At 57.7% G+C, this 11,966-nt stretch carries 13 protein-coding genes; all 13 read left to right on the forward strand.

The window, feature by feature from the left end; translation table 11 throughout:
* The first annotated feature begins 140 nt into the window (after positions 1–140).
* The 13 genes from Q8N04_19145 (at position 141) to Q8N04_19205 (ending at position 11,953) form a co-directional block, all read left to right on the forward strand.
* Complete coding sequence (locus Q8N04_19145) at positions 141–386, forward strand: hypothetical protein (GenBank protein ID MDP3092796.1); 246 nt, start codon at positions 141–143, stop codon at positions 384–386.
* Positions 387–507: 121 nt separating this feature from the next.
* A complete protein-coding gene (locus Q8N04_19150; protein MDP3092797.1) occupies positions 508–1,131 on the forward strand; it encodes a hypothetical protein in 624 nt (207 codons plus the stop codon).
* 14 nt (positions 1,132–1,145) lie between these two features.
* Entirely contained in the window at positions 1,146–2,291 is a 1,146-nt protein-coding gene (locus Q8N04_19155) for a L,D-transpeptidase (GenBank protein MDP3092798.1), read from the forward strand.
* Entirely contained in the window at positions 2,275–2,940 is a 666-nt protein-coding gene (locus Q8N04_19160) for a L,D-transpeptidase (protein ID MDP3092799.1), read from the forward strand. Before Q8N04_19155 ends, Q8N04_19160 begins: the two co-directional genes overlap by 17 nt.
* Positions 2,941–2,967: 27 nt before the next feature.
* Positions 2,968–3,606, forward strand: coding sequence for a hypothetical protein (locus Q8N04_19165; protein ID MDP3092800.1), 639 nt, complete (start codon positions 2,968–2,970; stop codon positions 3,604–3,606).
* 105 nt (positions 3,607–3,711) lie between these two features.
* Positions 3,712–5,415 (forward strand): glucose-6-phosphate isomerase, encoded by a 1,704-nt coding sequence (locus Q8N04_19170; protein ID MDP3092801.1) that lies wholly within the window; start codon positions 3,712–3,714, stop codon positions 5,413–5,415.
* A 1-nt stretch (position 5,416) separates the two neighbouring features.
* Positions 5,417–6,169 (forward strand): 6-phosphogluconolactonase, encoded by a 753-nt coding sequence (gene pgl / locus Q8N04_19175; protein MDP3092802.1) that lies wholly within the window; start codon positions 5,417–5,419, stop codon positions 6,167–6,169.
* Between the two features lie 21 nt (positions 6,170–6,190).
* Complete coding sequence (glk, locus tag Q8N04_19180; GenBank protein MDP3092803.1) at positions 6,191–7,264, forward strand: glucokinase; 1,074 nt, start codon at positions 6,191–6,193, stop codon at positions 7,262–7,264.
* Positions 7,261–7,962: a ribose-5-phosphate isomerase RpiA gene (gene rpiA / locus Q8N04_19185; protein ID MDP3092804.1), complete on the forward strand. Its 702-nt coding sequence runs from the start codon at positions 7,261–7,263 to the stop codon at positions 7,960–7,962. Before glk ends, rpiA begins: the two co-directional genes overlap by 4 nt.
* Before the next feature lie 146 nt (positions 7,963–8,108).
* Entirely contained in the window at positions 8,109–10,703 is a 2,595-nt protein-coding gene (locus Q8N04_19190) for a M1 family metallopeptidase (protein MDP3092805.1), read from the forward strand.
* A complete protein-coding gene (locus Q8N04_19195) occupies positions 10,700–11,068 on the forward strand; it encodes a VOC family protein (GenBank protein MDP3092806.1) in 369 nt (122 codons plus the stop codon). The genes Q8N04_19190 and Q8N04_19195 overlap by 4 nt, the downstream gene beginning before the upstream one ends.
* Before the next feature lie 47 nt (positions 11,069–11,115).
* Positions 11,116–11,307, forward strand: a complete 192-nt coding sequence (locus tag Q8N04_19200) for a hypothetical protein (GenBank protein MDP3092807.1) — start codon at positions 11,116–11,118, stop codon at positions 11,305–11,307.
* A 145-nt stretch (positions 11,308–11,452) separates the two neighbouring features.
* Positions 11,453–11,953, forward strand: coding sequence for a PilZ domain-containing protein (locus Q8N04_19205; protein ID MDP3092808.1), 501 nt, complete (start codon positions 11,453–11,455; stop codon positions 11,951–11,953).
* Positions 11,954–11,966: the final 13 nt, after the last annotated feature.

The following is an 11,966-nucleotide window of genomic DNA, read 5'->3' on the forward strand; positions in this document are numbered from 1 at the left end:
TGAAAACACTAAGTATGGCACCAAGCTTGCCAATAGAAACAAATGAATGATCGCGTTATCGCTTTGACCGTTTGATGGCAGGTCCGATGCTTCGGTGAGCATCAATATTCAATCACTTACATTACAGGAGGTTCTCTCACATGGGTAGAATTTTAGCTAGCATGCTTGCGCTTACGATCACTGCCATGTTCTCAACCGGGACCTACCTGCATGCGCAGGAAACAGCTCCAGTCGCGGCACCAGCCGCCACAGCTCCTGCAGCCCCAGCGATGAGTGCTCCGGCTGAGACTGAAAAGAAAGTGGATGGAGAAAAGGAAAAGAAGGGTAAAAAGGGGAAGAAGGCCGGCAAGGGCAAGAAGAAGGGTAAGGAAAAGAAGAACGGCTAGGTTTTCTCCTCCCTTGTCTTCCAGGCTGAGAAGGTCGCTCATGTTTGGTGAGGGACCTTCTCAGCCGAGGGAGCACGAAGTGTGCACGGTAGTCCCCCCGCTTAAACCATCAAGGAGAATTATGATGAACGTCACGATCAATCGGCTCGCGCCACTGATGCTTGGAGCGATTTTGCTCGCCGGCTGCGCCAAGCCACCCGCCGAGCAAATCGATGCAGCGGAAAAGGCCCTGAAGGAAGCGCAGATGAGCGGAGCGGCGACCTATACGGCGCAAGAATATGCCAAGCTCGAAGCGTCCTTGACCGCCATGAAAAAAGAAGTAACGGATCAGGATGGAAAGTTTGCCCTCTTTCGTGACTACGGGAAAGCCGAGCAACTTGCGGCTTCTGCCAAGGTCGATGGTGAACGGGTGAAGGCCGACGCAGTGAAAAAGAAGGAAGAGGCGAAGGCCGGCGCTCTTCAAGCGCAACAAGTCGCTCAGGAAGCGGTAAAGTCAGCCGTCGAGCTGGTGGCCGGCGCTCCGGTGGGCAAAGACCGTGCGGCACTTGAAGCCATCAAGAATGATGTGGAGGCCTTAAAGGCGTCGTTGAATCAGATCCAATTGGCGATCGATAAAGAAGACTATCCGGCTGCCCAGACTCAAGCGAAGGCCATCCATGACAAGGGGCAAGCAGTCTCTGCGGAATTGCAGAATGCGTTGGCGAAAGTGGGGAAGGGAAAACCTTCTGCGCATAAGAAAAAGTAAGGTAGTATTGATTCATGGCTGCTTCTTTAGTGAGAAATGGTCTGATCGCTCTCGCCCAGGGATTCTTCCTGGCGGGGGCGCTCTCTGCCTGTGCCCAAGCTATTCCGCCTGAACTGGTCAGTGCGATTGATCGGATCGATCAGCAATTGGTCGCGCTCAAAGCACCCGAAATCGCTCCTGAAGAATATGCCCGTTTCGTGCGGCAATGGGTGCCGCTCCGTGCCCGTGTACAGTCGGATGATGATCTGGTGCGATGGCCGTGGGAAACCAATGATCTTGAAACGGAGCTTCGTCGGCTCCACGAAGAGGGCGGGAGTACCCTCGCGAAGTTGCATGGTGAACGACAGGCACAACAGCATCGTGCTCAACAGAACGTGCTGCGTGTGGAAGAACGGTTGCGCGCGCTCTCCTCGCAAATTGATGCCATTGATGGCCGCATTGTCTTAGGAGGCAAGCCCGTCCAAACCGATTTATTGGTGAAGCAGGCCAGATCATTTTTGGATCAGCATGACTATCAGCGCTCAATTGAAGCTGCTGATTTGGCCGGCAAGGCCTTGCACGTGCAGTCCGCACTTCTTGCCCGCGAACTTGGGCGGTATGCGGATGAGCAGCACATCCGCAGGTGGCAGGCCATGGCGCAGCAGACGATCGAGTGGTCCCGCACTCACCGATCAACGGCCATTGTCGTCAGCAAGGCAGAGAGAACCCTGACGCTCTATAAAAACGGGAGCAGGGTGCTATCATATCCTGTCCGTTTAGGGTTCAATGGTATTCGTGAAAAACAATTCCAGGGTGACGGTGCGACTCCAGAGGGACGATATCGCATCATAGATAAGCGCGGAGCGGGCCGGACGCAGTTCTACCGGGCGCTGGTTTTAGATTACCCGAACCAGGATGATCGCCGTCGATTTGTGCAAGGCAAGAAGGTTGGTCGTATCCCTGCCTCGAAGCAGATCGGAGGCCAGATCGAAATCCATGGCGTCGAAAATGAGTTGATGGCGCAAACGCTCGGTTGTGTCATGCTCGACAATGTCCAGATGAGCGCGCTGTTCGAGCGGGTGGAGCCCGGGAGCGTGGTCAGCATCGTCGGCGCCTTGACCGGGCGCAACGCGGTCGCGACGGCCTTGGCTCAGCTGGGAGAGCATGGAGAAGAAACCTGAGACGACTTCCATGAAGCGAGTCATTCTCCTTATAGTTTCGGTCCTCTCCTTCGGCCTGCTCGTGGCCCTGATTCCGTACAGCAGCAGTCAGCTTCAGTCCTCCATTGCTTCGGCCCCTCAGCCTCTCGCTGTAGATCCAGTCGTGCTCCGAGGTTTGCAAAATCAATACAAGGGCCTCAAGAAACAGCTCGCGCAATTTTCGCCCCACCAACATTACATTCTTGTGGACACCGCGCGAAATCACCTCTATGTCAAACGCAGCCAAGAGATCGTGCTGGATGCCATTGCCTCTACCGGCAGCGGAGTGGTGCTCGATAAGCCGGGCGAAAGCAATACCCAATGGGTCTTCGATACACCGCGTGGAGAATTTACGGTGCAGTCCAAATTGACGCATCCCGCCTGGGTGAAACCGGATTGGGCGTTCATTGAAGAAGGGCTCATGGTTCCCAAGAATCCCGCCGACCGAGTCGAACAAGGCGTGCTGGGCGACTATGCGCTCGGGTTTGGCAAAGGCTATTTTATTCATGGCACGCTCTATACTCGGTTGCTCGGCAAGAACGTCACCCATGGGTGTATTCGGCTCAATGACGATGACCTAAAAAGTGTCTATCAGCTCGCCCGAGTTGGGACACCGATCATGATATTTTAGTTCACGCTCCTCGTGCAGATGCTGTTCATGCCTTTATCCATCCTTCTTTCCGTGGTTCTTCTTTTCTCGGTTCCCGGTTGGGCTGCCGAAGGTGAGGCGTTTCCCGATCTGGACATGAACAATCCTGTGGCGCTACAGGAGGGCTCGCGGGTTCTCGAAGAAGAACTCAAGCTGGCCGCGCGGCCTCAAACCTATCTGCTCATGGATCTTGTGTCAGGGGTCATCCAAATCAAGGCTCGGGGCGTGGAGCTTCACCGGCTTCCCATTGCCGCATGGACGGCCACTGAGCTTCCACGATTGACGGGCATCTTTCGCTTGACGGCCCGTCCGCCGGTGGTTCGCCGCAAGATCGATCCGTCTGCAACGACCGAGCAGGAGCCGATTTCCTTGTCCGACATGCCGACCGAATACCGGCTGTCATTTGCCCCGGCGATGACGATCGACGTCGAGTCTGCCGGGGAGCAAGGGGCGTTAGGATGGATTCACGCGACAAGCCGGAAGGCCTGGAAACAGCTCGGTCTCTGGAAACAGCATCTTGGCGGAGTCCAGTCATCAAGTGCAGCCCCGCCGCTCAGTATCACCCTCTCCAGCGAGCAGGCCCGGTCCCTAGCCTGGTCCACCGTGGACGGGATGCCTGTGGTCATCCGTCGCCCCTCCGAGCCATAGCAAGTCACCGCTGTCGGTCCGCATTGCGTTTTTCGGCCTGGATTTCTAAGATGCAGTAACGTGCTACTCATAAGCCTTCGGTGACTCAACCAAGGAGAGCCCCACATGGCCATTCCCTTCAGAGAGCATCTTGCCGAGACGTACGACGCATTGATCCGCGATGCGAGGGAATCGGTCGTTCGCAATCAAGTTGTGGAGAGACTGTGGTCCAAAGATCATCGGCTGTGGAAGCCTGATCCCGCTGAAATTGCCAATCGGCTGGGGTGGCTGACCTTGCCCGACGGCATGCGTGCGCACGTGCAAGCGTTGAAAACAGTAACTGTCACGGCGAGGAAAGAGAGCATCAGGGATATCGTCCTGCTCGGCATGGGCGGCAGCAGCCTCGGCCCCGAAGTCTTTCGTGCATCGTTCGGTTCAAAGAAGGGGGCCCCGCGCCTCTGGGTACTCGACTCGACCGTGCCGGGATGGGTTCGTCTGGTGACCAAGTCGATTCATCCTGCCCGCACGCTCTTTCTCGTGGCCAGCAAGTCGGGTGGGACAATCGAGGTCATGTCGCTCTTCGCCCACTTCTGGAAGCTTGTAGCTGGAGCGAAGGGCAATCGCGGAGGACAGCAGTTCATAGCTATCACCGATCCAGGCACTGGTCTCGAGACCATGGCGCGGGAACACGGCTTTCGGCAAATTTTCAGCAATCCGTCTGATATCGGGGGACGCTATTCCGTCCTCTCGTTGTTTGGATTAGTCCCGGCGGCATTGATGGGCCTGGATATTTCTCGATTATTGGAGCGCGCTGGGAAGATGGCCGACCGCTGTCGCGAGAGTCGTGTGATAGAAGACAACCCGGGTGCCTACCTTGGATTGGCGATGGGGGCGCTCGCCAAAGCCGGGAGGGACAAGGTGACCATTCTCGCGTCCTCCCCCATCGATACCTTTGGCTTGTGGGCCGAGCAATTAATAGCTGAAAGTACCGGCAAAGAAACCAAGGGGATTGTCCCGGTCGCGCAGGAGCCGGTGCTTGCACCGGGGATGTATGGATCCGATCGATTTTTCATTTATCTCAGGCTGAAGGGCGCAACAAACGAGGCCTTGGATCGTCAGGTGGGGGCCCTCGCGCGCGCGGGCCATCCCGTTCTCACGTTTGCGCTTCGTGATCCGTATGATCTCGGTGCTGAATTTTTCCGTTGGGAATATGCGACCGCTGTTGCAGGCCATGTTCTCGGTATCCAGCCGTTCGATCAGCCGAATGTACAGGAGAGTAAAGACAATACCAGGCGAGTGCTCGATGGCTATCAGGCCACCGGCCGGCTGCCTGAAACTACGGTGAGTAGTCCGCGTGAAGCGGCTGCCGGGCTGGCTAGCCACCTCCCCGCCGGTTCCTATGTCGCCATCTTGGCGTATACGACGCCCTCAAAGCCTCTCGCAGCCGCGATCCGTCGTCTGAGGAAGGCCTTGGTGCAGCAGCATCATGTCACGACAACGTTCGGGTACGGCCCCCGCTACTTGCATTCGACCGGACAGTTGCACAAAGGCGGACCGGCGAGCGGCGTCTTTCTGGAGCTCGTCGATCGTATGACGCCGGATCTCCCGATTCCGGCGCAAACTTTTTCATTCGGCACTTTGGCAAAGGCCCAGGCGACCGGCGATCTCGAATCGTTGCAGGCTCACGGCCGTCCCGCAATTCGGGTCATGCTTGGGGCCAACCCGGTAGCCACAGTCAATGCCATAGTCAGCCGACTCTGCCCTGTTCCGCGACGGCCACGTCGGAAAGCCATCTCGGTGGAACGGCATGCGAGCCGTCGTCATCGGTAACATGTCGTCTTCTCCCGATATTCTGGTGTGTCAGCCTGGCCAGGGTTGGCTAGACAAGGCGTGCGGCCTATTCCGAGACATCACCGATCAGGCCGTTCAGTCACAGGGTTCTTGTGTCGTTGCTCTTTCCGGAGGATCGACTCCCCGAGCACTCTATGGAGCGCTGACGTCACCTGAATGGAAAACTCAATGTCAGTGGGATCGAATGATCTTTCTGTTCGGCGATGAGCGCGGCGTCCCACCCGATCACCCCGACAGCAACTATGGACTCGCCCTGGAGGCATTGTTCCGCCCGTTGGGGATCGGATCGTCACAGGTCCATCGAATGAAAGGCGAATCCGCAGACCTCAGATTGGCCGCGGCGGATTATGAGCGGACGGTCAGGGCCCTCACGCATAGTCCCTCACCGGCGATACCCCGTTTGGACCTGGTTCTTCTCGGTTTGGGCGAGGATGGTCATACGGCATCGCTCTTTCCAGGGACGCCCGCCTTGTCAGAGGCGAATCATCTGGTCACGGTCGGGCTATCGCCGAAAGGGATTCCTTCTCGTTTGACCCTGACCCTAGGTGTGATCAACCGGGCGACTGTGGTACTGTTCCTCGTGACCGGCGCCGGGAAGGCGGAGACGGTTCGTGCGGTGCTCCAGTCGCAAACCCAGGCGGAGCGGGCACTGCCGGCGGCTCAGGTAAAGCCGGACAGCGGACGGCTTCTGTGGCTGCTCGATGAATCCGCGGCGGCCGCTCTCATGCGATAAGACAGACGAGAAGGACTGACGATGATTCTGGCAGGCGATATCGGTGGAACCAAGACGAATCTAGCCCTCTATGATTGGCCCGCCGAGCGGGTGGAACCGGTGAGGCTCGAGACCTTTCATAGTGCCGACTACAAATCACTCGAGGAGATTCTGGAAGAATTTCTCACACCGCCGAAGCCGCCGATGCTGTTGGACGATATCGAAGTCGCGGCGTCCAGTGAGGAAGAGACGGAGGTGGAATCCCTTCCGGAAGAACCCATCAAGCTCACTGCGGCCTGCTTTGGGGTTGCCGGCCCGGTGATCGAAAATCACTCCCGGACGACCAACTTGCCGTGGGTGGTGGATGGGGCGGCGATAGCCAAACGATTCGATATTCCCCGCGTGCAACTGCTCAACGATCTTGAGGCGACCGCCTACGGGATCCTACTCTTACGGCCTGATGAACTGGAGGTGCTCAATCCCGGCAATCCTCCGAAAAAACGCCAGGCACTGGCGCTCATCGCGGCCGGGACCGGGCTCGGCGAGGCGATTCTCTTCTGGGACGGCAAGTCCTATCGTCCGATGCCGTCGGAAGGCGGCCATGCCGACTTCGCTCCGAACAACGACTACGAGATCGAACTGCTGCGCTACCTGCGCAGCCAATTCCTCCACGTCAGTTATGAGCGAATTCTTTCAGGCCCCGGGCTGAATGCGATCTACGAATATGTTCGTGACACGAAAAAGAATGAACCGACGTGGCTTGCGGAAAAGATTAAAGCCGGTGATCCGGCTGCCGAAATTGCCGAGGCTGGCCTGAAGGGCCAGGCCGACATTGCCAAGCAGACGTTAGATTTGTTTGCGTCTATCTACGGCGCGGAGGCTGGCAATCTGGCGCTCAAAGCGTTATCGCTCGACGGTGTGTATGTGGCCGGTGGGATGGCCCCGAAGCTGATCAAAAAGCTCCAGGATGGCACATTCATGAAAGCCTTTATCAACAAAGGCCGGTACAAGCGCTTGCTGAGCAACATGCCGGTAAGAGTTGTGATGAACCAACAGACTGCCCTGCTTGGCGCCGCATCAGTCGCCGCCGCGCTATCTCAGGGGCCGACGCCATGACGACACAACTCGATCTCGATAGACTGAAAAAAGCCGCCGCCTTGCAAGCGGTCGAGTTTGTTCAAGACGGGATGGTCGTGGGGCTCGGGACCGGCTCAACGGCTAAGCATATGGTTATCGCGCTTGGTGAAAGGGTTCGAGCTGGAATGAAGCTGCGCGGGGTTCCCACATCGCATGAAACCGCGGCGCTGGCCAAAGAGGCGGGCATCATCTTGATCGATACCGACAACCGTTGGGAGATCGATGTGGCGATCGATGGCGCCGATCAGGTTGATCCAGGTTTCAACCTGATCAAGGGCGGCGGTGGCGCGCTGTTAAAAGAAAAGATTGTGGCGGCTTCGGCCAAGCAGTTCATTGTGTTGGTGGATTACACGAAGCAAGTCCCCGTGTTGGGAGGATCATTCCCCCTCCCGATCGAAATCATTCCATTTGGTTGGGGGAGTACGGCACGTGAGATCGAGTCCCTGACCAAAAGTCGAGTGGTACTCAGGGAGAAAAACGGCGTTCCGTTCAGAACTGAAGCAGGGAACCTGATTGTGGACGTGCATATTGCGCGGATTCATCATCCAAAGGACCTTGAAATCGCATTGAATCAGATCCCTGGCATTGTCGAAACCGGTCTGTTCATTGATCGAACCAGTATGTTGATCGTCGGGTCCCCTCACGGTGTTCAGATCCATCACGCACCCGGGAGATGAGTGAACCCGTCGGCAGACGTTATCTGCTTACGCGCCTGGCCGGAGAGGCCCGCGTCGTTTTGGCTCTTCCAGTCGCGTACACAGTTCTTCCAACACTTTTTCAGGCATATGCGGCAACCACGGCAGCACGACCGAAAGGCGAAGATATGACCACCGATGATACGCTCGGCAGTCTCGATCCCTATCGCTTACCCAGGCATGTGCTTCCGCATCACTACGAGCTACGGCTGGAGCCGGACCTCACCAGCGCGACATTCTCCGGTGTCGTGACCATTGCCCTGACCGTGACGCAATCAACCAGCATAGTCATCCTGAATGCCGTCGATCTGACCATTTCATCCGCGACGCTTACCGGAAAGGCGGGCGATCGACTTGACGCGATGATCGAGCTCGATCAGGCGATGCAGCGTTGTCGGCTGACGTTTCCCCGTCCTGTTTCCGTAGGCGACGCGCATCTGACACTGGTATTTCAAGGAACGTTGAACGACCACCTGCGCGGATTCTATCGCAGTACGTATAAAGATCAGTCCGGGACGCCCCACACTATGGCGGCCACGCAGTTTGAAGCGACCGATGCACGACGAGCCTTCCCCTGCTGGGATGAGCCTGACTTTAAAGCTGTGTTCGCCACAACTCTGTTCATCGATCCGAGTCTCACGGCGGTTTCGAACACCTCCGTCGCGTCCGACTCGGTTCAATCCGGCAAAAGAGTCATGCGGTTTGCCGACAGCATGAAGATGTCCACCTATCTTGTCGCCTTCATCGTCGGGCAACTCGAAGCGACCAAACCGGTGTTCGTCGGCAAGACGCCGCTTCGCCTTTGGACCGTTCCTGGGAAACAGCCCCTCACGCGGTTCGGTCATGAAATCGCTGCGGCTTCGCTGACGTTCTTTGAAGACTACTACGGGATCCCCTATCCGGGAGATAAGCTCGATCTTCTCGCCATTCCAGACTTCGCCTCCGGGGCGATGGAAAATCTCGGCGCCATTACATTTCGGGAAACCGCTTTACTTGTGGATGAGCGGTCCGGCACGCATGCGGAGCGGGAGCGAGTGGCCGATGTCGTCGCCCATGAGAACGCCCATATGTGGTTCGGTGATCTCGTGACCATGTCCTGGTGGAACGGGCTCTGGCTGAACGAAGCCTTCGCCACGTTTATGGAAATGCTGGCGGTGGATGCCTGGAAGCCCGAGTGGAAACGCTGGGACGCGTTCGGTGTCTCGCGAGCCGCGGCCTTCTCCGTGGACGGCCTGCTGAGCACGCGTTCGATCGAGTATCCCGTTCGCGCTCCCAAAGATGCCGATGCGATGTTCGACGTGCTGACCTACGAAAAAGGCGCCTCCGTCCTTCGCATGCTTGAGCAGCATATCGGGCCGGCTGTCTTTCGCGAGGGCGTGCGTCAGTATCTCCGCGCCCATGCATACGGCAATGCCGACACCAATGATCTGTGGGTGGCGTTGGGACAGGCGGCGAAGCAGGCGGTTCCCGAACTCATGGACGGCTGGATTTTTCAGCCGGGCTATCCCCTCGTGACGGTACGCCAGCGGAGTGAGACGGAACTCATACTCTCTCAGCAGCGATTTACCTACCTCGCATCTCCGGAATCGACCGAACAGCGATGGCAGATTCCCGTGCCTCTCCGGATCACCTCCGGCGGCACCACCGAACATCGCCGGCTGCTCTTGACGGATCGCGAGATGCACGTGAGCCTTCCGAAAGGAGTCCAGCATCTGTTCGCGAACGAAGCAGGGCACGGATTCTATCGAGTGCGATACGAATCCCCATTGCTTCAGCGGATTCTGGAAGCCGGAGTCGATCGCCTCGCGCCGAGCGAGCGATTCAATCTGGCCAGCGATGTTTGGGCGACGACGGTCTCAGGGCTCACTCCATTGTCCGATTATTTGTACCTGACCAGCCGGTTCACAGGTGAGCGGGATAAGAATGTGTGGGCCGTCATCCTCGACTCACTTTCATTCTTGAACCGCGTCATCGCGGCTGAAGATCGGCCAGTCCTGGAAGCCTTCGTTCGTGCGCGTCTTCTGCCTGCCGTGACAGAACTCACGTGGCAGCCGAAGCCTGGCGAGGACGAATTGGTCAAGCAGTTGCGAGGGGAGCTCATCGGCGCATTGGGAAAACTCGGCAACGACCCGGCTACTCACGCGCAAGCAGCGGAACAGTACCGGCTGTACAGCACAGATCCTTCGCGAGTTGATCCGAATATCGTCCCTGCGCTCGTCTCCATCCTGGCCCACACCGGTGACGAGGTGCGCTACAACGAGTTTCTCGATCGCTCACGAAGTGCCACGACGCCGCAAGAGGAGCGGCGCTATCTCTTTGCGCTCGCGGCTTTTCAAGTCCCGGCGTTGCTTGCGCGTACCCTCGCCCGTACGATCAACGGTGAGATTCGGATTCAGGATGCGCCGTTTGTGGTTAGTGCTGTGTTGGGGAATGTGTACGGGCGTGAACAAGCCTGGGAATTTGTGAAAACAAACTGGGACCAGATGGACCGGCTCTTTCCGAAGCAAGGCCTCCGGCGTATGTGCGGCGGTGTTGTCGCATTGGCCACTCCTGAACTTGAACAGGACGTGCGCGAATTCTTTCATTCCCGCAAGATCGATCTGGGCGGAAAAACGCTGGAACAGTATTTAGAGCAGCTGCGGATCGCCGTGACCTTCCGCGAACGAGAATGCGACGAATTGCAGACCTATCTCCGATCACAACAACCCGGAGCGGATTCATGATCAAGCACATCGCCTTCACGGTGTACCCTGTCACGGACATGCCTCGGGCCCGACGGTTTTATGAGGAGGTCCTCGGCCTTCGCCTGGCTCGCCGCGAGTCGCACGAGTTCGAATGGGTCGAATACGATCTTGATGGGGGGACGTTCGCTCTCACCAACTTGAAAGAAGGAGGAGCCCCCAGTGCCGATGCAGGCGGCAGCATCGCCTTCGAAGTGCAGAACGTCGATGACGTGATCGAACAGTTTCGAGCGAAGGGGGTGCGGGTGAAACTCGAACCACTCTCCACACCTGTTTGCCGCCTCGCCGTGATTCTGGACTCCGAGGGCAACGCCCTTACCCTGCATCAGGTGACGCAACCCTGGTAGGACTTACGGCAAATGTCCTTCTGGGTCTACGAAGGTGCTACCGCGGGTTGCGTCGCAGGTGGAGCGGTATCGTCGCCCTCGCCACTGCTGATCTTGAACAGGATGTGCGGGAGTTCTTCCTCTCCCGCAAAATCGATCTCGGCGGAAAAACATTGGACCAATATCTGGAGCAGCTGCGGATCGCCGTGACCTTCCGCGAACGAGAGCGTCGGAGCTTGCGCGAATTGTTGCACTCCTGATGTCACGCCGTTGGCCGAGCCGGTTCTTTAGGTTTGCGGCATCGATGTGGTCACGCCTGGCACCTTGTACTTTTAGGGGGTAGCCGAAGGAGCGCACGCACGCGTACGATGGTGACCACTCGTCACGGGACAGAAGGGTGGTTCCATGAGGCTGGTGGCGTGCCCGTTCTGCGGTACCACAAAAACTCGACTCGCCGCCCGCCGGTCGTTCACGGACAGGCTCTTTGGTTATGTGACGATCTATCCGTTCCGCTGTCAGCTGTGTGCCCGGCGGTTTCGTTCTTTCCTCGGCCGAGTTGCCTCCAATCCCCGCCGCAACTTCGATCGAGTGGCGGTCGATTTTCCCGTGTGGCTGAAGCCTCTCCATGCATTACCGCATCAGCTGGGGGAGGAAGGAATTATCCAGGACTTGTCGATTCGCGGCTGCCGGATTCGCTGTGAGCGTCCGGTGGTTCCGGGGACACGGGTGGTGCTAGAATTTCAGCACTCCAGCGTGTCTTTCCCCATCACGGTGGAGGAGGCGATTGTCCGGTTTTCGTCCCAAGGAGAACTCGGCCTGCGATTTATCCAACTGCATCGGCAGGACCAACGTCGTATCCGCAGCATTCTGGATCTCTGGTTGCCGGAACCTGCCCTCCCCCGCTGAGAGATCAGCGTGC

The organism is Nitrospira sp., from assembly GCA_030692565.1.
In the GTDB taxonomy this organism is placed as follows: domain Bacteria; phylum Nitrospirota; class Nitrospiria; order Nitrospirales; family Nitrospiraceae; genus Nitrospira_D.

Coding starts and splice junctions, on each gene's coding strand:
- Q8N04_19165 (MDP3092800.1), top strand. CDS start 2,968: ATGCCTTTATCCATCCTTCTTTCCGTGGTTCTTCTTTTCTCGGTTCCC.
- Q8N04_19160 (MDP3092799.1), top strand. CDS start 2,275: ATGGAGAAGAAACCTGAGACGACTTCCATGAAGCGAGTCATTCTCCTT.
- Q8N04_19145 (MDP3092796.1), top strand. CDS start 141: ATGGGTAGAATTTTAGCTAGCATGCTTGCGCTTACGATCACTGCCATG.
- rpiA (MDP3092804.1), top strand. CDS start 7,261: ATGACGACACAACTCGATCTCGATAGACTGAAAAAAGCCGCCGCCTTG.
- Q8N04_19195 (MDP3092806.1), top strand. CDS start 10,700: ATGATCAAGCACATCGCCTTCACGGTGTACCCTGTCACGGACATGCCT.
- Q8N04_19190 (MDP3092805.1), top strand. CDS start 8,109: ATGACCACCGATGATACGCTCGGCAGTCTCGATCCCTATCGCTTACCC.
- Q8N04_19170 (MDP3092801.1), top strand. CDS start 3,712: ATGGCCATTCCCTTCAGAGAGCATCTTGCCGAGACGTACGACGCATTG.
- Q8N04_19155 (MDP3092798.1), top strand. CDS start 1,146: ATGGCTGCTTCTTTAGTGAGAAATGGTCTGATCGCTCTCGCCCAGGGA.
- pgl (MDP3092802.1), top strand. CDS start 5,417: ATGTCGTCTTCTCCCGATATTCTGGTGTGTCAGCCTGGCCAGGGTTGG.
- Q8N04_19150 (MDP3092797.1), top strand. CDS start 508: ATGATGAACGTCACGATCAATCGGCTCGCGCCACTGATGCTTGGAGCG.
- glk (MDP3092803.1), top strand. CDS start 6,191: ATGATTCTGGCAGGCGATATCGGTGGAACCAAGACGAATCTAGCCCTC.
- Q8N04_19205 (MDP3092808.1), top strand. CDS start 11,453: ATGAGGCTGGTGGCGTGCCCGTTCTGCGGTACCACAAAAACTCGACTC.